The organism is Corallococcus terminator, assembly GCF_049194865.1.
GTDB lineage: Bacteria > Myxococcota > Myxococcia > Myxococcales > Myxococcaceae > Myxococcus > Myxococcus terminator_A.
In genome coordinates, this window is sequence record NZ_JBLZWL010000076.1 from 72,335 (window position 1) to 92,725 (window position 20,391).

Sequence of the window (20,391 nt, forward strand, 5' to 3'; positions counted from 1 at the left end):
TCTGGAGGCACAGCGTGAGGCAGCGTGCGCGCCATTGTGCAGGAGCCTGCACGGAGGTGGGAGGCCCACATGGAGGGAGCCCGCTGGGGGAGCGGGGGCACGGGCCTTGTATTGCCCGCCCCCGTCCAGCTTCGGAGGCTCCATGCTCGTATCAGCGGTGACGTTGGGTTGTGCCCTGCTCCTGGGGCAGGTTGAAGGCGGTCCGCCCGCTGAGGTCGCCCCCACCCAGGTCGCCTCCACGGAGGTCGCCGCACCCATCCTTCAGCCGCCCGCCGTGCCGCTGCCCTTCCAGGACGCGGACCGCCCCGTGCTGTGCCTCACACTGCCGTCCACGCCGACCGTGCCCTCGGGGCTGTGGCGCGCGCAGTGCGACTTCACCGCGCATCGGTGTCTCGTCACTCCGGGCCACGAGCTGGACGCCGACGGTCAGGAGACGGAGCGCTTCCTAGAGCGGGTCCGAGCCTGCGTCCCCGAGGAGGCCGCGCCTGTCCCGAACGCGGAGCTGCACACCTATCGACTGGAGCCGTCCATCGCCGACGCGCCGCCGGGCTGGTACCGCGACGAGCGCGGTCGAGTGATGCAGTTCAACTTCGACCTGCACCGGCGCGTCTGGTTGGGCGGCGCGTGGAGTCCGCTCTGGCCCGACGACGAGGCGCGCGAGGACCGCGTGCGCCTGGACTTCGGCATCGCGCTGGAAGTGGCCGAGCGCAAGCGGCTGCACCGGCTGCACTTCCTGGAGACGGAGCTCTCACTCGGAGAACCCTCCGTCGACTTCACGATGATGCGCTACGACTTCAGCGTCGAGCGCGATGAGCCGCTCTTCCGGATAACCACCTTCTTCGGCGAGCCGCGCCGGTACGACGTCAGCATCAACCTGGGCGTGTGGCTGGAGGCGCTGCACGTGGAGGACCTGGAGCGCGGAGAGGCTCGGGGTGGGTTCCTTACGTGGGGCACCCTGCACGCCACCCTGGACCTGTGGCACTCGCGCGACATGGTGTCGTACGTGCGCGTGCGCGCGGGCCCGTCCGCGGAGCGCGACTACGAGAACGGCATCAGCACGCTGGTGCCCGGCGCGGCGCTCGAAGGCAATCTGACGTTGGACAGGGATGGGTTCCACCACCTGCGCTTCGGGGTGGAGGCGGAGAAGGTGCTCCTGTCGCGCGCCGTGGAGGGCCGTCCGCTCAGGCCCGAGCGGCTCAGGCTCTCCGCCGGCTATGAGCTCATCCTGCTGGCCATCAACGACCAGCCGCTGAGCCTTGTCGCGGATGCGCGAGGGACGTGGCGCAACGACATCGCCTTCCTGCCGGAGCGCTGGGAGTGGTCCGCCTCGGCGGGCCTGCGCTTCTCGCTGTGGGCACCCGCACGCCGCTCCGCACCCATCGCCGAGAAGGCCCGGGATTGACCGTGCTCGCGCTTGGACTCGCATTGCTCCTGGCCTCGTCGCCAGGCGCGGGCCCCCCGTCCTCGGACCCGTGTCTTCCCACGGACTCGCGGGGCGAGCAGTTCCCCACCTGCTTCAACCCGGGGGACGGCTGGGTGGTGGGCACGGGCGCGGCGATGCGCGACGGCGTGGGCGCGCTGACGCTGCACTCGAGCGTGCGCCTCCGCACCGGGCGCACCAGCCGCAGCAAGGGCACGCCCTGGTTCACCAACCACCGACTCCTTGGCGTGGACCTGTGGGACGGCGAGCGGCGCGGCTGGGGCATCACTGCCTATGACGGCTTGCTGCGTCGTCATCTGGAGGAAGGCTTCATCCTCATTCCCACGGCGCGCCCGGTGCGCATCCCCTTCCCTTTCGACGTGACGGTGGCGATGCGCGCGGCGCACCTGGAGCGACGCGAGTGGGAAGGCTCGGGGTGGACCTTGGAGACGGGACGCATGGGCCTCCTGGTGGACCCGCTGCGCTCGGAGACGGGACGCACCTGGCTCGGCTTCGGACCGGTGGCGAGCCACACGCTGCGCCACGCGGGAGACACCACCGAGCACGCGTTGTCTCCCTTCACTTCGCTGATGTTCGACCTGGGCCTGGAGAGCGACGATGGACTGTGGGCCCTGCGCGCGTCGGGACTCGCGGGGTGGACCTTCGGCCTCGAGGGCGGCACGGACTTCCGCGCTCGCGCCGACGCCTCGCTGGAGCGCGTGTTCCTCGCCGTGGCGGACCAGCCCGTGGCGCTGCGGCTCTCCGGCGGCTACGTCCTGGGTGACGCGGGCCTCGCTCGCCGTGACGAGTGGACGCTCGGCGTGGGCCTGGTGGTCCGTGCCTTCAGCGCGCGCTGGTGAGTCCGCCGTGCCTCACGCCCGGGGTTCGTTCCCTGGTATCGAGGTACCGTCAGCCGGGGCATTCCAGGGCGTCGCTGGGAAGCCCCGGCCCTCGTCGGTGGCGAGGAAGGAGGTGCCGTCATGGAGAGAAAGCTCGTCTCGATTCAGCGCATCGACCACCTGGAGGACATCCCTGGAGCCGACAACATCCTGAAGGCACGGGTGATGGGCTGGGACGCGGTGGTGAGGAAGGGCGAGTTCGCCCCCGGTGACGCGTGCATCTTCTTCGAAATCGACAGCCAGCTTCCCGAGGGCGCGCCCTGGGCGGAGTTCCTCAGGGCCCGGAGCTTTCGCGTGAAGACCGCGCGACTGCGGGGCGTGCTGTCCCAGGGGCTCGCGCTTCCCACGTCCATCCTGGAGGGCTTGGTGCCCCCCGAGGGCACGGACGTGCGCGACAGCCTGGGCGTCGTGAAGTACGAGCCGGCGCCGCCCGAGGGCAGCGACGTGGCCGGGCCCTTCCCGATCGAGGTGCCGAGGACGGATGAAATCCGCCTGCAGTCGGCGCTCGGCGTGCTCGACGAGCTTCGCGGCCACGACTTCTTCGTGACGATGAAGCTGGACGGCACCTCCGCGACGTACTTCAGGCCGCTCGAAGGGCCGCTGGTGGCGTGCTCCCGGAACTGGTCGCTGCGACCCGGAACGAACCGGGCGTGGACCGTGGCGAAGCGGTACTCGCTGGACACCGCGTTGCCACCGGGCTTCGCCATCCAGGGAGAGCTGTGCGGCCCCGGCATCCAGAAGAACCGCCTGGGGCTCACCGAGGTGGACCTGTTCGTGTTCAGCGTTCATGACACCCGGACGGGACAGTTCCTGGGCCACGAGGACTTCATCGCGTTCTGCGCGAAGCATGGGCTGCGCACGGTGCCGGTGGAGCACCTCGTCACGGGGGAGGCCGCGCGGACGTTCGACCACGGCCTGGAGCACTACCTGCAGCTCGCTCAGGGCCTCTACCCGGGCACGAAGAACCGCAAGGAGGGCATCGTCATCCGTCCGCTCGTCGAGCGGCACTCGCCCACGCTGAGCGGCCGGCTGTCGTTCAAGGTCATCAACAACGACTTCCTGCTCAAGGACGAGGACTGAAGCCGGGCGTGCCCACCACGGGCCCGCTGCTTCAGGAGCGAGGCCTCGGAGCCAACGCGTCAGCGCGGCGTTGGACCCGAGGTCTCCCGGTGCACGGAGGACGGAGACGCCTCCAGCACCGTCCTCAACGCGGCCTCGGCGGCCCGCAGGCGCGCATCCTGCGGGTCCACGCGGCGCGCTTCTTCCAGTCGCTCCAGCGCCCGAGTCAGCGCGCCTCGGGACAACTCGCACCTCACGCCCGCCTCCAGTGCTCCCGTGTCCGAAGGCCCGTAGAGCTGGGCCTCGTCCGCGGCGTGACACCCCTCCTCCACGCGACCGGCGTCGAGCAGCGCGCGCGCCAGCTCCACCCGAGCCCCTACGTGCGCGGGTGACAGGCGCACCGCCTCCGCGAGCGGAGTGACTGCCTCTCGCGACAACCCCAGTCGTCGCAACACCGCACCCAGCTCCCGCTGCGGTCCGGGCGCGCCGGGAGACAGCAGCGCCCGCCCTCGCGCCTCGCGCAGCACCGAGGGCTCGTCGAACCTCAGCTCCGCGACCATCCGTGCCACGACGTCCTGATAGGCGGGCCACTGCGCGGGCCACGTGAAGACGAGGCGGTAGACCCACTCTCCCCGAGGCACGAAGAAGGCGAGCAGATGGCGCCCGCCATCGGGCCCCTCCAACTGCGCGCGCAGGCGCTGCGCGACACGTCCGCCCACCAGCGTCCGCGAGGGCCCCTGCACCGACAGCGTCCGGCCCTCGGGCCCGGGCACGCCGAGCGGCAGCGTCTCTTCATGGAAGTGCCGCGCGTGCGACAGGCCATCCACCGACTCACCCGCCTCGATGGCCTCGGCGGAGAACGTGGCGCGCCCCAGTCCCGGCAGCCCATTGGAGAACGTGCGCCGCCCCTGCCCGTCCACTTCGCCCCGCCAGCCTTCGGGCATCGCCACCGCGACGCCGAAACCATCATCCCGCTCCACGCGCCAGCCGGAGCGCTCCATCACCACCAGCCCCGCGACGAGCAGCGCCGCCCCCACTCCCACCAGCGGCCGCGCCACGCCTGTCCGCGCGGCGCGGTCCGAATCGCGCGGATCCAGGAACGCTCCCGCCAGCAAGCCCGTCACCAGTCCACCCAGGTGCCCGGCGTTGTCCACGCCCACGGATGTCCAGCCCAGCCAGAGGAACACGAGCACCGTGGGAAGCGCGCTCTCTCCGGATAGCCAACGCACTCGGAAACCCGGGCGAGAACGGTGACGCCGGCCCAACACCAGCAACGCGCCCATGCATCCATAGACGAGCCCGGAGGCGCCCACGCTCACCGCGCCAGACCAGGCAAGCGAGCTCGCCATCGTGGTCAGCGCGGTGGAGATCAACAGCGCGACATAGTCGCGGCGTCGGCAGGCCCGTTCGAGTGCGGTGCCCGCAGCCACCAGCACGATGACGTTGAGCGCCAGGTGCAGCGCGTCCCGGTGCAGCAGGTTGGCCGACAAGAGCCGCCAGACCTGTCCCGCCTCCAGCACCAGCGGGCCCGCCTTGGCGCCCCAGCGCACCAGCGCATCCACGTCGACAGGCCCCAGGGCGGCGAGGACCCCGTGGACAGCCACCAGGAGGCCCGCGAGGACCACGGTGACCCAGGGAAACACCCGAGCGCTCCCTTGGTCGGCCGATTGACCGATGGACAACAACCCCGGCTCCCCGCCCTCCTGGGGAGAAAGCCCTGTCATTTGAGGGGGATGCATGACTTGTGCGTTGAAAGGCCGTTCTGCTATGACTGTACGCGGATCGGACCCGTGCTGAAGCTCATCATCGAAGACGACGAGGGGCGCAAGACCGTTGTTCCCTTCGTGCGCGACGAGATCACCATCGGACGTCAGGAGGGAAACACCATCCGCCTGACCGAACGAAACGTGTCTCGACGTCACGCACGACTGGTGCGGTTGAACGGCCATGTCGTGGTGGAGGACCTGGGTAGCTATAACGGCACCCGGATCAACGGCGAGCGTATCGCGGGTCAGTCGCCCCTCAGTGAGGGCGACCTGATCCAGATCGGCGACTACGACCTGGCTCTCCAGGCCGAAGGCGCCGCCAATGCCGTAGGCCCCATCACCACCAAGGTACCTACACGCCGGCAGGAAGCCGAGCCCGAGGAGCCTGAACGCTCGGAGAGCGAAGAGGAGGCCCCTGGAGACGGCGAAGAGCACGACCACACGCCTCCGTCCCAAGCCTCCGCGGACAAGCGCCGGAACTCGACCTCCATCATCCGGCTTGACCAGGTGGAGGCCGACCGGCCCCGGAAGCTGGAGGACATCGATACAAAGGATGCGCCCCGGCTGATGGTGCTGACGCCGGACGAGCTCCGCGGTCAGGAGTTCGCGTGCATCCGGACTGAGCTGCGCATCGGGCGGACGGACGACAACGACATCACGTTGGACCATCGCTCGCTATCGCGGACCCACGCCAAGCTGGTGCGTGAGGCGACGGGCGAGTGGCGTGTCATCGACATGCAGTCCGCCAACGGGATGACGGTCAACGGCGAGAGCTACGCCCAGGCCACGCTGAACAGCGGCGACATCGTCGAGCTGGGTCACGTCAAGCTGCGCTTCATTGCCGCGGGGGATACCGGCGACGCCGACGACGCACCGGCCAGCGAAGGCGGCATGTCGAAGATGCCGCTGGTGGCCGGGCTCATCGCCCTGCTGCTGGGTGGTGGTGGCGTCGCGTTCTGGATGTCCAAGCAGCAGGGACTGGGAATTGGCACGACGCCTCCTCCTACGGAGCCGATCGTGGCTCAGCCGGCCCAGCCCGTGGAGCCTCCGCCCGTGGAGCCTCAGCCCGCGCCTCCCGTTCAACCGCCGGAGGACAACAAGGTCCCGACGACGGTGCAGGCTGGGGCGACTCCGCCTCCGGAGACGGCGCCCTCGAAGCCGCCTGAGCCTCCGAAGCCGACTCTTGAGGAACACCTCGTTAACGCCCGTACGGCGTTCGCGGCTGCGGACTTCGAGGGTGCTGAGGCTGTGCTGGAGAAGACCCGCAACGCTGACGGTAAGTTCCCCCCTGGAGCGAAGACGCTCTTGGAAGAGGTCAAAGCCGAGCGGACCTTCAAGACTCAGCTCAACAAGGCTGAGCAGGCGCTGGGCACGGGCAAGCTCGACAATGCGAAGGCAGCCCTCGATGCGAGTGCGACAACCGGCCTCTTCATGGAGCGGCATGCGGAGCTGAAGGGTCAGCTCGACGCGAAGCTGAAGGAAATCGAGGACGCCAAGGTGGCGGCCAAGCCCCCTCCAGCGGCGGTGCCGGCCTCCGGCAAGGAAGATCCCAAAGCGATTGCCGCTGCCGAGCGCGATGCGAAGGCTGACGAGCTTGTCACCAAGGCACGCAAACTGATCAAAGGTCAGAAATACCGAGAGGCACTGACGGCTGCCGAAGAGTGCTCGGGTTTGACCCCCGCGAAGCCCGATTGCGAACTCATGTTGGGCGTATCTAAAGCGCGGCTTGAGCGGAGCGAAGAGGGTGAGACGCACTACCGGCGGTTCCTGGAGCTCGCCCCAGCCGACCATCCCTATCGCTCAGGCGTCGAAGCACTCCTGAAGAACTACGAAGAATTGAAGAAGAAGAAGGACAAGGGAGGCTGAACCATCCCCCATCGGCTGTGCGAGCTCGCCCCCCCTCCCCGAGCCCCAGCACGACGAAGTTCACCTGCAGCGAGGAGACGCTGTGCAGATTCGCATCCTGGTGGTTGATGACGAGCAGGACAACTGCGACTACCTCAAGCTGGTGCTGACCCGCGAAGGCTACGAGGTCGTGACCACGACGGACCCCACGCAGACGGTGGAGATCCTCCGCGGTTCCGACTTCCACCTCGTCATCCTCGACATGATGATGCCGCAGATGTCGGGGACCGAGGTGCTGGAGCTGATCCGCAAGTACGATACGGATGTTGCCGTCATCGTCGCCACCGCGTACCCCACGGTGGATACGGCGGTCGCCTCGCTGAAGGCCCAGGCTTCTGACTACGTCAAGAAGCCCATGGAGCCGGAGCAGTTCATCACCGCGGTCCGCAACGCCCTCCAGAAGAAGGGCTTGTCCCAGGACCCGGAGGCGGACCTGCACCGCGCCATCGGTCGCACCATCCGCGACGCGCGCAAGACGCAAGAGCTCACCCTCAAGCAGCTCGCGCGACGCACCGGCTTGTCCGTGTCACTGCTGTCCCAGATTGAGCGCGCGGAATCCTCCGCGTCCATCTCGTCGCTCTACAAGATTGCCTCGGCGCTGCAGCTGCGCATGGGCGAGCTGTTCGGCGACACCTGAAGCCCCGACACCGCCTCGCCGGCCGCGTGACTAGCGGCCGGTGAAGCGGGGCGGACGCTTCTCCAGGAAGGCCGCACGCCCTTCCTTCGCATCCTCGCTACCGAACGCCGTCGCGCGAAGCCCTCTCAGCCTCGCCTGCTCCGCGTCACCCAGTGGCGCCCGCGACAGCAGTCCGAACGACTCCTTCATCCCCGACACCGCGCCAGGCGCATGACCCGCCAGCGTCGCGCACAGCGCGAAGGCCCGAGCCTCCGCGTCCTCCTCGCACACGTCGAGCAGTCCCCAGTCCAGCGCCTCACGCGCATCCAGCTTGCGCGCCGTGAGGAAGAGCTGCTTCGCCCGGGACAGGCCCACCAGCCGCGTCGCTCGCGCCAGGCCTTCCGGCGAGTAGACGATGCCCAGCTTCGCCGGAGGCATGAGGAAGACGGTGTCCGGAGCGCCCACCCGGAAGTCGCACGAGGCCGCCAGGTCGAAGCCCGCGCCCACCGCCGCGCCCTGCACCAGCGCCACGCTGGGCACCGGGTGGTGCTCCAGTTTGAGCAGGCACTCCACCAGCGCGTCATCCGGCAGGCGCCCATCCGCACCCGGTGGCCCCAGGTGCGTCAAGTCATAGCCCGCACAGAAAGTGCCGCCCGCGCCTCGCACCAGCAGCACTCGCACGTGCGGAGCCGGCTCCAGCGCCGCGTCCAACCGGGCCAGCATCGCGTCATTCAGCGCGTTGCGCCGAGCCAGGTTGGACAGCGTCAACACCCGTACGCCGCCCTCGCGGTCTTCCACCTCCACCGAGGGCTCCACCACGACTAGCCGAGCACCACGAGGACATCACCCTCGTTGACGGACTGAGCCTCCTTGCAGCGAATCTCCTTCACGGTGCCGGCCTCGGTCGTCTCCACCGGCATCTCCATCTTCATGGACTCGAGGATGACCAGCGTGTCGCCCTCTTTGACTTGCTGGCCGACCTGCACCTCGATCTTCCACACGGTGCCAGTGATATGCGCCGCAACGTCCGCCATGAGTCCGTTCCTCCGCAGGGGTGATGAAACAGGAGCCTGCCACTACGCCGGCTTCGCGTGATGCTCCAGGAAATGCGTATCCAGCTCGCCGGCCTTGAAGGCCGCATCCTGAACGATTCGCAGGTGGAGCGGGATGTTCGTCTTGATGCCTTCGATGCGGAACGACTGGAGCGCCGTCACCGCGCGCTCAATCGCCTCCGCGCGCGTGGCGCCAGAGATGATGAGCTTGGCGATGAGCGGGTCGTAGTTCGGCGTGACGGTGTTGCCCTCGGCGTAGCCCGCATCCAACCGGACACCCTCGCCCGTGGGAGGCTGGAACACCTTCAGCGGCCCAGGCGACGGGAAGAACTTCACCGGGTCCTCCGCGTAGATGCGGAACTCCAGCGCCGCACCGCGCCGCACCACGTCCTCCTGCTTCACCGTGAGGTGCTCGCCCGCGGCGATGCGCAGCTGCCAGCCGATGAGGTCCAACCCCGTGGTCAGCTCCGTCACCGGGTGCTCCACCTGGAGCCGCGCGTTCATCTCGATGAAGTAGACCTGCCCGTCCGAGTACAGGAACTCCACCGTGCCCGCGTTCGCATAGCCGAACGTCTTGGCCGCCGTGACGGCCGCCGTGAAGAGCGTCTGGGACAGCTCCCCGTTCTTCCCGTCCGCGAACAGCACGGACGGCGCCTCCTCCACCACCTTCTGGTGGCGCCGCTGGATGGAGCACTCGCGCTCCAGGCAGTGGATGAGGTGGCCGTGGTGGTCCCCCAGAATCTGCACCTCGATGTGGCGCGGCGCGGGGAAGTAGCGCTCCAGGTACACGCCCTCACGGCCGAAGGCGGACTTCGCCCGGTCCGTGCACTGGCGGAACACCTTCTCCAACTCGGCGGGATTGTTCGCCGCCGCCATGCCGATGCCGCCGCCGCCGCCCGCCGCCTTGCACAAGACGGGGTAGCCGATGCGCTCCGCCTCGGCCAGCGCGGTGGCCACGTCCGGCACCAGGCCCTCGCTGCCGGGCACCACCGGGACGCCCGCCGCGGACACCAGCTTGCGCGCCTGGCTCTTGTCCTTCATCCGCGCCATGGCCTCCGGCGGCGGACCCACGAAGATGAGCCCCGCGTCCTTGCACGCCTGGGCGAAGTCTCCGTTTTCGGACAGAAACCCGTAGCCGGGGTGCACGGCCTGGGCACCCGTCTGCTTCGCGGCCTCGAGAATCGCCGGGATGCTCAGGTAGCTGTCCTTCGCCGGAGCGGGGCCGATGCGCACGGCCTCGTCCGCTTCCTTCACGAACGGCAGCTCCGCGTCCGGGTCCGAGTACACGGCCACCGTCTTGAGCCCCATCTGCCGGGCCGCCGCGCCAATCCGACGCGCGATTTCACCCCGGTTGGCGATGAGCAACTTCTGGAACATGGCGCATGCCCTCGTGTGCGAAAGGGCGGCGAACCTAACCCCCGCCCCCCTCCCTGACAAGGGCACGAGCAGGCGTGCAACAGGTCCCTACAGTCCAGTAAATTTGCGGCTCTACAAAGGCATGACGTACCTTGCCACACCGTGAAGCCCACCTCTTCCTCAGGCACTGGCGTTGGCGTGGTCGACCTCCATGGCGCTCGCCGCGCGCGTCGGCTGGACCTCTACCGAACCCGCCAGTCGGACCGCGTCCGCAGCGTCCGCGGCACGCTCGAAGCCCTCACGCAGAGCGGCACCCTGTTCACCCAGGAAGGCACGCGCCGAGGGCTGTCGCTCCTCAAGGCGCTCCAGTTGCTGCAGCGCGCCAGTGCCCGGCTGGAGGAGCTGGCCGGCGGCGGCGTGATTCCGGCGCCCCGCAAGCAGGAGCGCATCGACGCACTGTACGAGGAGCTGGACACGCTCTTCGCCCGAGCGGACAAGCTGGCCGGCCGAGACGAGGCCAGCGTGGCGCGGTTGCCCGCCCGCTGAGCCGTCCCCCGCCGCCCCTGCGGCTTACGGGAGCTCGGTCTGCCCCTGGCGGCGTAGGAACGTCGGGATGTCGAACTGGTCCTCGTCCAGCGGGAGCGCGGAGTCCTTCACCACGGCCGTCCGGTTGCTGACGGACTTGCTGTTGTCCACCGTCGACATCGGACGGGAGGCGCCGCTCTTCGCGGGGACCAGGCTGGCCACTTCCTCGCGCGCGCTGTGGATGAGCACCGACTGCTGCGCGGGCCGCGCCAGGGGGACCTGAACCACCGGCGTCACCGTGCGCACCTTGGGCGCGTCGCGGTGCACGAAACCCGTGGCGATGATGGTGATCTTCACCTCATCCTGAATCTGGTCGTCGATGAGCGAGCCGAAGATGATCTCCGCCTCGCTGTCCGCCGCGTCGTGGACCAGGGTCAACGCCTCGTTGACCTCCTGGAGCGTCATGTCCCGGCCGCCAGTGATGTTGATGAGCAGGCCCGTGGCGCCGTCGATGGAGACGTCCTCCAGCAGCGGGCTGGAGATGGCCTGCTGCATGGCGGTGAGCGCGCGCTTCTCCCCCGACGAGTGGCCGGTGCCCATGAGCGCCAGGCCCTTGTCGCTCATGATGGTCTTCACGTCGGCGAAGTCGACGTTGATGTAGCCGTGGTACTGGATGAGGTCGCTGATGCCCTGCACGGCATTCAGCAGCACCTCGTCCGCGCGCTTGAAGGTCTCCAGCAGCGGCATGGGTCCGTTGGAGAGCGACAGCAGGCGCTGGTTCGGAATGGTGATGAGCGTGTCCACCGCGGCCTTGAGCTCGACGATGCCCTGCTCGGCCTGCTTGCGGCGCTTGTTGCCCTCGAAGAGGAAGGGCTTGGTGACGACGCCCACCGTGAGGCAACCCAGGCTCTTGGCGATGTCGGCGATGATGGGCGCCGCGCCCGTGCCGGTGCCGCCGCCCATGCCCGCCGTGACGAAGACCATGTCGGCGCCCTCGAGCACCGCGGCAATCTGATCTCGCGACTCGAGCGCGGCCTCGCGACCCATCTCCGGGTTGGCGCCAGCGCCCAGGCCCTTGGTCAGCGTCTGGCCCAGCTGCAGCCGCGTGGGCGCCTTGCTGGCGGCCAGCGCCTGGATATCGGTGTTGGCCGCGATGAAGTCGACGCGGTCCAGTTTGGACAGAATCATCGTGTTGACCGCGTTGCAGCCGGCCCCACCCGCCCCGACGACCCGAATCTTGGCGGCCTGCTTGTTCTGATCGAACTGGTCCATGGCGGTCCTTTCGGCAGGCGTCGCGCGATGCAGCGCGCAAGCCTCCAACCTCCGCAATCATCAGCAAGTCCGGATCTTTGGCAAGTATTCCGCTACGCACATGTAGCGGGATGGCACTGCGCCGAGTCCTGACGCGGACTTACGCAGCGGCCCCGAAAGCAAGCAGCGCGGCGTGGCGGGTCTACTTCGCCCCTTGACTCGCGCTGGACGGCTCACCCTGGCAGGTCTCCCCGCGTTGCCGCCACCCCTTTCCCCCCGTTCCACGACACACGTGGAAGGTCTTCACGGAGCGTCACGCGACTCCGACTCCGGGTGGCGGACGGCCCTCGCGCAAAAAACCGAGGGTGGCTCCGTTCCCGGAACCACCCTCGCGTCAACGACTTCGGCTGTCAGCCCCGGGGCACCACGGTGGGCGCCCGGGGCGGCGCGACGACCTCAGGGGGCCACGCGCTCCACTTCCACCTTGCCGATGCGGAGGATGTTGAACTCCACGCGGCGGTTGTTCTCGCGGCCCTTCGCCGTCTTGTTGCTGTCGACAGGCTTCGTCTCGCCGTAGCCCTGCGACTCCAGGCGGCCGGCGTCGATGCCCTCCTTCACCAGGAAGGCGCGCACGTTGGCGGCGCGGCGCTTGGACAGGTCCAGGTTGGACGCGTCGTTGCCCTGGTCATCCGTGTGGCCCTCCACCTTCAGCAGCTCCACCTGCGGGTTGGCGCGCAGCACCGCGGCCACCTGCTTCAGCAGCGGGAAGGAGCGCGGGAGGATGATGTCCTTGCCCGTGGCGAAGTAGACCTTCTCCAGGATGAGGATGCGCTCGCCATCCACCTGGACCTTGACCTTGCCCTTGTCGGGGCAGCCGTCCTCGTCCGCGACGCCGTTGATGACCTCGGGCTCGTTGGGGCACTTGTCCGCGACGTCCGGGATGCCGTCCCTGTCGTTGTCCGGGTCCGGGCAGCCATCCTCATCCTGGAAGCCATCCTTGTCCTCGGGCTGGTTCGGGCACTTGTCGTCCGGGTCAAAGAGGCCGTCGCCGTCCGTGTCCACGGGAGGAGCCTCGTCGGGGCAGCCGTCCTCGTCCTGGAAGCCGTTCTTCGTCTCCGGCTCGTTCACGCACTTGTCGTCGCCGTCGAGGATGCCGTCCTGGTCATTGTCCGGGTCCGGGCAGCCATCCGCGTCCTCGAAGCCGTCCTTGTCCTCCGGCTGCGTGGGGCACTTGTCGTCCGGGTCGTAGAGGCCGTCGCCGTCCGTGTCCACCGGCGGCGGAGGCGCCGCCTTCTTCGGCTCGGGCGGAGGGCTGTAGCCGAAGCCCGCCAGCAGCCGGTAGCCCGGCGTGCCGTAGCCCCGGGTGAGGCCCGGTCCACCGCCCAGGTGCGCCGTGAAACCGCTCACCGCGCGGTACTTCAGCGCGGCCAGCAGCTCCAGCGGGCTCTCCTCGGAGTCCTGCTCCTCCAGGCCGATGGCGCCAATCACCGTCGCCTCGGCCGACAGCGGCACCCGGCCCAGCGTGAAGGGAATCTCCGTGCCCAGGCCGTAGGTGAACGCGTTGCCCGCCGTCAGGTTGCGCAGCACCTGCTTCTCGCGGATGTCCACGCCGACGTTGGCGGCGAAGCGGACCTTCTCACCGTACTCGGCCACCAGCTTGGGCTGCACGCTCACCCCGGAGCTGCCGAGGAAGTCGTTGCCACCCGCCGTGGGAAGCGACACCGGCACGGCCAGCGCCAGGCCGAAGCGCTCCCCATCAATCAGGCGCGCCTTCGGAACCAGCCGCAGGTCGCCGATGCCACCGCCGCCCACGCCCTGGGAGAAGGACGAGTCCACCTGCGGCGCCGGGTCCGAGCCCTGAACCGTCACGGGCAGAATCACGCCGATTTCGAAGCGGTCGAACAGACCCACCGCGCCCATCAGGTCGATGCCCAGCTGACGGCTCACCAGCGCGGTGATGAACCGGTCCGAGCGAGGGTCCAGGAAGTTGAGCGGCTTGCTCCCGTAGTTGAGCGACAGGCCAAGGTTCAACCCCAGGTGGCGCTGCACGCGGGCGCTGTGGATGCCGAGGATGTCCTCGGCGCCCGGGCCCGGCTTGAAGCGCTGCACGTCGATGGACTGCGACACGGCGCTGGGCCGCACAACCTGCGCGTGGGCAGGCTGGGCCGCGAACGTCCCCGCGAGGACCAGGCCTCCGGTGACGGCCGCCGCCACGCCCCGCGACGAGCGCCCCGCCACGCGGCGGAGGCGACCGAACAAGGGCAGCGCCAGGAACAGCAGCGCCAGCGGCGCGAAGGTGCCCGCCCCGCCCGTGCTGCAGCCACGGCCCACGACGATGAAGTCGTCATCGCCGTTCAGCGGGTTGGTGCCTCCGTTGACCTCTTCCCCGTCGCTCGCACCACCGAAGTCGGTGTCGCGGTTGTTCGGGTCCGTCTCGCCGTTGTCGAAGCCGCCGTTGTGGTTGGTGTCCTCGCGGCCGTCGTTCAGGCCGTCACCGTCCGTGTCCGGGTTGAGGGGGTTGGTCGCGTTGGAGCCCATGACTTCCACGCCGTCGTTCAGACCATCGTCGTCCGTGTCGGCGTCGTTCGGGTTGGTCTCCGTGGCGTCCACGCGGCCGTTGTGGTCCGCGTCCTCCCGGCCGTCGTTCAGGCCGTCACCATCCGTGTCCGGGTTCCTCGGGTCGGTGGTGGTGCTCGGGTCCAGGTCCGGCACGAAGTTCGGCGAGTCGACGTTGGTGCCCGGAGGCGCCGTCTCCCGCGTCACGCCGCGCTCCGTACCGTCGTTGATGCCGTCGTTGTCGCTGTCCGGATCCAACGCGTCGATGGTGCCGTCCCCATCCGTGTCGGTGAGGGCCTCATCGCCGTCACGCACGCCGTCGTCGTCGCTGTCGGCGTCATGCGGATCCATGCCGAGCTCGATTTCGCGCTCGTCGCTCACGCCGTCCAGGTCGGAGTCCACGTCGTCCGCGGCCAGGTTCGGGTCCGTCTCGCCCGGGTCGATGCGGCCGTTGTGGTTCGCGTCCTCCACGCCGTCACGCACGCTGCCGCCGTCCGTGTCCACGTTGAGGGGGTTCGTCACGGTGGTCGGGTCCGCATCGGGGATGAAGACCGTCGCGTCGGTGTCCGAGCCCTCGGGCACGGTGCGTCCCAGCTCCGTGCCGTCCTGGATGCCGTCGCCGTCCGTGTCCGCCTCGTTCGGGTCGGTCTCGCCCGCGTCGACGATGCCGTCGTGGTTCTTGTCCTCGGTGCCGTCCATCAGACCGTCGTCATCCGAGTCGTCGTCGAGCGGATCCGTCCCGCCCACTTCCACCTCGATGCCGTCCGACACCCCGTCGCCATCCGTGTCCGGGTTGTTCGGGTCCGTGCCGATCGCGATCTCCTCCGTGTCCGTCAGGCCGTCGCCGTCCGTGTCCAGGCCAATGGACCAGATGAAGTTGGCGGGCGTGGGGTCCACGTCGCCGTCCGCGTCCACCGCGCGCACCTGGAAGGTGTGCGTGCCCTCGGGCAGGCCGGTGAAGTCAATCGGGCTGGTGCAGGGCGTGAAGGCCGCGCCGTCGAGCGAGCACTCGAAGGTGTCACGCGGGTCTCCCGTGACGGAGTTGAAGCTGAACTCCGCGTCGGTGCTGGAGGTATTCACAGGCGGGCTCGCGGTGATGCGCGTGTCCGGCACGGAGTCCACCGTGAAGGTGTTCGTGTCCGTGGCGGTGTTGCCACTCGCGTCCTCCGCCGTGGCCGTCACCGTGTGAGGCCCGTCGAACAGCGGCGTCGTCACGGGCACCGACCAACTGCCGTCGGCCCCCGCCGTCGTCGTGCCCACCGTGGTGCCATCCACCACCACCGTCACCGTGGCGCCCGGCTCCGCCGTACCGGAGTACGTCACGACCGGGTTGGTCACCGTGGAGCCCTCCGCCGGCGTGGTGATGCTCACCGACGTCGTCGCGTCCACCGTGAAGGCGTTGGTGTCCGTCGCGGTGTTGCCCTCGGTGTCTTCCGCCGAGGCCGTCACCGAGTGCGGCCCATCCGCCAGCGTCGCGCCCACCGGCACCGACCAGGAGCCGTTCGCCGCCGCCGTCACCGTGCCGACCAGCACGCCATCCACCGTGACCGTCACGGTGGCGCCCGGCTCCGCGGTCCCCACGTACGTCACCACTCCATTGGTCAGCACCGCGCCCTCGGCGGGCGTGGTGATGCTCACCGTCGTGGCCGTGTCCACCGTGAAGGTGTTCGTGTCCGACGCGGTGTTGCCCTCGCCATCGTCGGCGGTGGCCGTCACCGTGTGCGAGCCGTCCGTCAGCGTCGTGGCCACCGGCACCGACCAGCTGCCGTCGGCACCCGCCGTCGTCGAGCCCACCGTGGTGCCATCCACCACCACCGTCACCGTGGCGCCCGGCTCCGCCGTGCCCGAGTACGTCACCACCGGGTTGCTCACCGTCGAGCCATCCGCCGGAGTGGTGATGTTCACGTTCGTCGACGTGTTCACCGTGAAGTTGTTCGTGTCCGTGGCGGTGTTGCCGAGCGCGTCCTCGGCCGTGGCCGTCACCGTGTGAGGACCTTCGCCCAGCGACGAGTTGCCCGGCACCGACCAGATGCCGTTCGCCGGCACCGTCACCGTGCCCACCGTGGTGCCATCCACCACCACCGTCACCGTGGCGCCCGGCTCCGCCGTACCCGAGTACGTCACCATCGGGTCGCCCACCGTCGAGCCATCCGCCGGCGAGGTGATGTTCACGTTCGTCGACGTGTCCACCGTGAAGGTGTTCGTGTCCGTCGCCGTATTGCCATTCGCGTCCGTCGCCGTGGCCGTCACCGTGTGCGGTCCGTCACCCAGCGTCGAGATGCCCGGCACCGACCAGTTGCCGTTCGCGGGCACCGTCACCGTACCCACCGTGGTGCCGTCCACCACCACCGTCACGGTGGCGCCCGGCTCGCCGGTGCCCGAGTAGGTCACCACGCCGTCATCCAGCACCGCGCCGTCCGCGGGCGTGGTGATGCTCACCGACGTCTGCGAGTCCACCGTGAAGGTGTTCGTGTCGGTCGCGGTGTTGCCACTCGTGTCCGTCGCCGTGGCCGTCACCGTGTGAGGACCCTCGCCCAGCGGCGTCGCCACTGGCAGGGACCAGGTGCCGCCAGGGCCAGCCGTCACCGTGTCCACGGTGACGCCGTCCACCACCACCGTCACGGTGGCGCCCGGCTCCGCGGTGCCCGAGTAGGTCACCACGCCGTCATCCAGCACCGCGCCGTCCGCCGGCGTGGTGATGACCACCGACGTCTGCGAATCCACCGTGAAGGTGTTCGTGTCCGTGGCGGTGTTGCCATTCGTGTCTTCCGCCGTGGCCGTCACCGTGTGGGCGCCCTCGCCCAGCGGCGTCGCCACGGGCACGGACCAGATGCCGTTCGCCGGCACCGTCACCGTGCCCACCGTGGTGCCGTCCACCACCACCGTCACGGTGGCGCCCGGCTCACCCGTGCCCGAGTACGTCACGACCGGGTTGGTCACCGTCGAACCGTCCGCCGGCGTGGTGATGCTCACCGACGTGCCCGAGTCCACCGTGAAGGCGTTCGTGTCCGCCGCCGTATTTCCATTCGTGTCCGTCGCCGTGGCCGTCACCGTGTGCGCCCCGTCACTCAGCGGCGTCGCCACCGGCAGGGACCAGTTGCCGTTCGCGGGCACCGTCACCGTGCCCACCGTGGTGCCATCGACGCTCACCACCACCGTGGCGCCCGGCTCACCCGTACCCGAATACGTCACCACCGGGTTGCTCGTGGTCGAGCCTTCCGCCGGCGTGGTGATGCTCACCGACGTCGTCGCATCCACCGTGAAGGTGTTGGTGTCCGTCGCGGTGTGGTTCAGCGCATCCGTCGCCGTCGCCGTCACGGAGTGCGGTCCATCCGCCAGCGGCGCGGCCACCGGCACCGACCAGATTCCATTCGCAGGCACCGTCACCGTGCCCACCGTGGCGCCATCGACGCGCACCACCACCGTGGCGCCCGGCTCACCCGTACCCGAGTACGTCACGATCCGGTTCGTCAGCACCGCGCCTTCGGCCGGCGTCGTCACGTTCACGAACGTGCCCGTGTCCACCGTGAAGGCATTCGTGTCCGTCGCGGTGTGGTTCAAGGCATCCGTCGCCGTCGCCGTCACCGAGTGCGGCCCATCCGCCAGCGCCGCCGCCACCGGGACCGACCAGATTCCGTTCGCAGGCACCGTCACCGTGCCCACCGTGGTGCCATCGACACGCACCACCACCGTGGAGCCCGGCTCCGCGGTACCCGAGTAGGTCACCACGCCGTTGGTCAGCACCGCACCCTCGGCCGGCGTTGTCACGGTGACGAACGTGCTCGTGTCCACCGTGAAGGCGTTGGTGTCCGTCGCGGTGTTGTTCCGGGCGTCCGTCGCCGTCGCAGTCACCGAGTGCGGCCCATCCGCCAGCGCCGCGGCCACCGGCACCGACCAGTTTCCATTCGCCGGCACCGTCACCGTGCCCACAGTCGCGCCATCGACGCGCACCACCACCGTGGCGCCCGGCTCACCCGTCCCCGTGTACGTCACCACGCCGTTGGTCAGCACCGCACCCTCGGCCGGCGTCGTCACGGTGACGAACGTGCTCGTGTCCACCGTGAAGGTGGACGTCGTGGCCGTGCTCGTACGGGCCGCATCCTGCGAGACAACCGAGATGTTGTAGACGCCGTCCGTCACCGCGAAGGGAATCGGGAACGTCCAGTTACCGCCCGTCACCGCGACCGCCGGGTACGTCGTGCCGTTGATCGTGAGCACCACGGACGTGGCACCACCCGACGCCGTGCCGGTGATCTGCGTCGGCGCCGTCGTGAGCACCGCGTTGTTCGCCGGCGTGACGACCACCGGCGGAGGCAGCGCGTTGGTGACCGTGAAGGTATTGGTGTTGCTGACCGGGCTGACCGCGCCGTTCAGCACGGACACGGCATTCACCGTGTGGTTGCCCGGCGTCAGGTCCATGGTCGGCGTGTACGTGAAGCCGCCCAAGGCGTCCGCCGTGACGGTGCCCAGCACCACACCGTCCACCGAGATGGTGACCTGGGAGTTCGGGGGCGCCGTGCCGGTGATGGGAGGACGCACGTTCGAGGTGGTGGAGCCGTTGGCCGGCGTCACGACCACCGGGGCCGTCGGCGTCACGAAGGGGCCCGCCAGCACGGTGACAACACCGGGGTTGCCCGCGATGGCGCCGTAGGTCAGGCCGTCCGGAGCACCGGCCGTGGGCTGCGTGCCAGGAGCACCGCCCGGGACGACGGGGGTGCAGTTCACGGTATTGCCCTGGAGCAGGATGCGACCACCACCACCACCACCACCCGTACCGTGCTCCGCGAAGGTCGTGCTACCGCCGTTGCCGCCGCGCGCCGACATCTGGTTGGCGCCGCAGGTCAGCGCGCCGGTGAAGCGCAGATAAATCGTTCCACCCGCGCCACCACCGCCCGCCGCGTCGTTGGCGTCTTCGCGAGCGTTCCCTCCCGCCACGCCATCGGATGAAATCGTCCCCGCGCCAGCCAGCGAGGCCGCGCGAATGAACACGATGCCACCCGCGGCGCTGCCCGCGCCTCCAAAGTCGTCGTTGCTGTGACCCGCGCCGCCACCGCCACCGAAGAGCAGCTTGTCCACCGCGCTGAAGTCCATGCGCGTGCCGCCCAGACCACCCACGTCACGGGAGGGAATGGTATCGCCACTCCACGTCCGACCACCCTTGCCACCCGCGCCCGCGCTGCCGCCGCCACCACCACCCGAGTTGTGGCAGATGCCGCCGCCCGCGCCGTTGGCGATGTTGCCGTAACCCGTCGTTCCCGCCGTGAAGGGAGCCGAGTTGTCGAAGCTCCCCAGCACCACTCCCTCGCCCTTCGGCGCGCCGCCCGGAAAGGTCTGGTTGATGTTGGTGCAGCCATCCCCGGAGCCATTCCAGAAGATGCCGCCGCGGAAGCCCGTGTTGGTCGCGGAGATGGAGCCCGCGTTGGTCACCGCGCCCGTGGCCAGGAAGATGAGCACGCCACCCGTAGTGCCATCCCACGGCTTGGCTACGAGGCTCCCCGCCGCGTTGACGGTCACCGTCGAGTACTCGGGAACGCGGATGGCCTGCGTGGCAAAGTTGGTGTTACTGGCCTCGAAGTTCACTGTGAGCGGCGCGGTGAAGGTGAGGCGCGTCCCCGTCAGCGCCGACACGCGCCCGAACTGCCACCGGCCCACCGCCGCGTTGGCGACCGCGTTCAAATCGATGGGCGTCTGGCTGCCCGAGGCCGGCGCCGTGAGGCCCGCCGACTGGTACACCAGCACCAGGTCGTTCACCGCGAAGCCCGTCGACGAGGTAACCGCGACGAAGTTCTGGCCCGCCGGAACCGCCGCCGTCACCCGTGTATAGGTATTGACGATGGTGCCAGCCGCGTTGACGGTGAGCGCGCCATCCGAGCCGTCACCCAGGTGGAAGTTGTCGGCGGACGCATGGGCGGCGGGGGCCACCAGCGCGGCACACAGGAGCGCCAGCAGGCCGACGGCGGGCAAGCGAGCACGTACGCGCCGCGAC

12 protein-coding genes are annotated in these 20,391 nt (G+C 69.3%); 6 read left to right on the forward strand and 6 right to left on the reverse strand.

The window, feature by feature from the left end; genetic code table 11:
• Window positions 1-142: 142 nt before the first annotated feature.
• From ACN469_RS24610 to ACN469_RS24620, 3 genes are all read left to right on the forward strand, one after another.
• Window positions 143-1,402 (forward strand): hypothetical protein, encoded by a 1,260-nt coding sequence (locus ACN469_RS24610; protein WP_498771337.1) that lies wholly within the window; start codon window positions 143-145, stop codon window positions 1,400-1,402.
• A gap of 2 nt (window positions 1,403-1,404) precedes the next feature.
• On the forward strand, window positions 1,405-2,280 hold the full coding sequence (locus tag ACN469_RS24615) for a hypothetical protein (protein ID WP_498771339.1): 876 nt from the start codon (window positions 1,405-1,407) through the stop codon (window positions 2,278-2,280).
• A gap of 120 nt (window positions 2,281-2,400) precedes the next feature.
• On the forward strand, window positions 2,401-3,399 hold the full coding sequence (locus ACN469_RS24620) for an RNA ligase family protein (RefSeq protein WP_498771341.1): 999 nt from the start codon (window positions 2,401-2,403) through the stop codon (window positions 3,397-3,399).
• A gap of 59 nt (window positions 3,400-3,458) precedes the next feature.
• On the opposite strand, the gene ACN469_RS24625 is transcribed toward ACN469_RS24620, so the two are convergent.
• A complete protein-coding gene (locus tag ACN469_RS24625) occupies window positions 3,459-5,021 on the reverse strand; it encodes a rhomboid family intramembrane serine protease (protein ID WP_498771343.1) in 1,563 nt (520 codons plus the stop codon).
• A gap of 147 nt (window positions 5,022-5,168) precedes the next feature.
• Here ACN469_RS24625 and ACN469_RS24630 point away from each other — a divergent pair, with 147 nt between their 5' ends.
• Together ACN469_RS24630 and ACN469_RS24635 are read left to right on the forward strand one after the other, a co-directional pair.
• Entirely contained in the window at window positions 5,169-7,010 is a 1,842-nt protein-coding gene (locus tag ACN469_RS24630) for an FHA domain-containing protein (protein ID WP_498771345.1), read from the forward strand.
• Window positions 7,011-7,092: 82 nt separating this feature from the next.
• Window positions 7,093-7,686, forward strand: a complete 594-nt coding sequence (locus tag ACN469_RS24635; RefSeq protein ID WP_141648350.1) for a response regulator — start codon at window positions 7,093-7,095, stop codon at window positions 7,684-7,686.
• A 30-nt stretch (window positions 7,687-7,716) separates the two neighbouring features.
• Here ACN469_RS24635 and ACN469_RS24640 read toward each other — a convergent pair whose 3' ends face one another.
• Genes ACN469_RS24640 through ACN469_RS24650 form a run of 3 tightly spaced genes read right to left on the reverse strand, consistent with a single transcriptional unit; the run spans window position 7,717 to window position 10,094 of the window.
• Window positions 7,717-8,481 (reverse strand): enoyl-CoA hydratase/isomerase family protein, encoded by a 765-nt coding sequence (locus ACN469_RS24640; RefSeq protein ID WP_498771393.1) that lies wholly within the window; start codon window positions 8,479-8,481, stop codon window positions 7,717-7,719.
• 5 nt (window positions 8,482-8,486) lie between these two features.
• The gene (locus tag ACN469_RS24645) at window positions 8,487-8,699 is read right to left on the reverse strand and encodes a biotin/lipoyl-binding carrier protein (protein WP_141648351.1); all 213 of its coding nucleotides are present in this window, start codon (window positions 8,697-8,699) and stop codon (window positions 8,487-8,489) included.
• Window positions 8,700-8,741: 42 nt separating this feature from the next.
• The gene (locus ACN469_RS24650) at window positions 8,742-10,094 is read right to left on the reverse strand and encodes an acetyl-CoA carboxylase biotin carboxylase subunit (protein ID WP_498771347.1); all 1,353 of its coding nucleotides are present in this window, start codon (window positions 10,092-10,094) and stop codon (window positions 8,742-8,744) included.
• Window positions 10,095-10,271: 177 nt separating this feature from the next.
• Here ACN469_RS24650 and ACN469_RS24655 point away from each other — a divergent pair, with 177 nt between their 5' ends.
• Complete coding sequence (locus ACN469_RS24655; RefSeq protein ID WP_498771349.1) at window positions 10,272-10,619, forward strand: hypothetical protein; 348 nt, start codon at window positions 10,272-10,274, stop codon at window positions 10,617-10,619.
• Window positions 10,620-10,643: 24 nt separating this feature from the next.
• Here ACN469_RS24655 and ftsZ read toward each other — a convergent pair whose 3' ends face one another.
• Together ftsZ and agmC are read right to left on the reverse strand one after the other, a co-directional pair.
• Complete coding sequence (gene ftsZ / locus ACN469_RS24660) at window positions 10,644-11,870, reverse strand: cell division protein FtsZ (RefSeq protein WP_498771351.1); 1,227 nt, start codon at window positions 11,868-11,870, stop codon at window positions 10,644-10,646.
• Window positions 11,871-12,305: 435 nt separating this feature from the next.
• Entirely contained in the window at window positions 12,306-20,369 is an 8,064-nt protein-coding gene (gene agmC, locus ACN469_RS24665) for an adventurous gliding motility protein AgmC (protein WP_498771353.1), read from the reverse strand.
• Window positions 20,370-20,391: the final 22 nt, after the last annotated feature.

Bases quoted from the DNA above. Each gene is read 5' to 3' on its own strand.
- ACN469_RS24610 (WP_498771337.1), top strand. From the start codon at position 143: ATGCTCGTATCAGCGGTGACGTTGGGTTGTGCCCTGCTCCTGGGGCAG.
- ACN469_RS24620 (WP_498771341.1), top strand. From the start codon at position 2,401: ATGGAGAGAAAGCTCGTCTCGATTCAGCGCATCGACCACCTGGAGGAC.
- ACN469_RS24645 (WP_141648351.1), bottom strand. From the start codon at position 8,699: ATGGCGGACGTTGCGGCGCATATCACTGGCACCGTGTGGAAGATCGAG.
- ACN469_RS24650 (WP_498771347.1), bottom strand. From the start codon at position 10,094: ATGTTCCAGAAGTTGCTCATCGCCAACCGGGGTGAAATCGCGCGTCGG.
- ftsZ (WP_498771351.1), bottom strand. From the start codon at position 11,870: ATGGACCAGTTCGATCAGAACAAGCAGGCCGCCAAGATTCGGGTCGTC.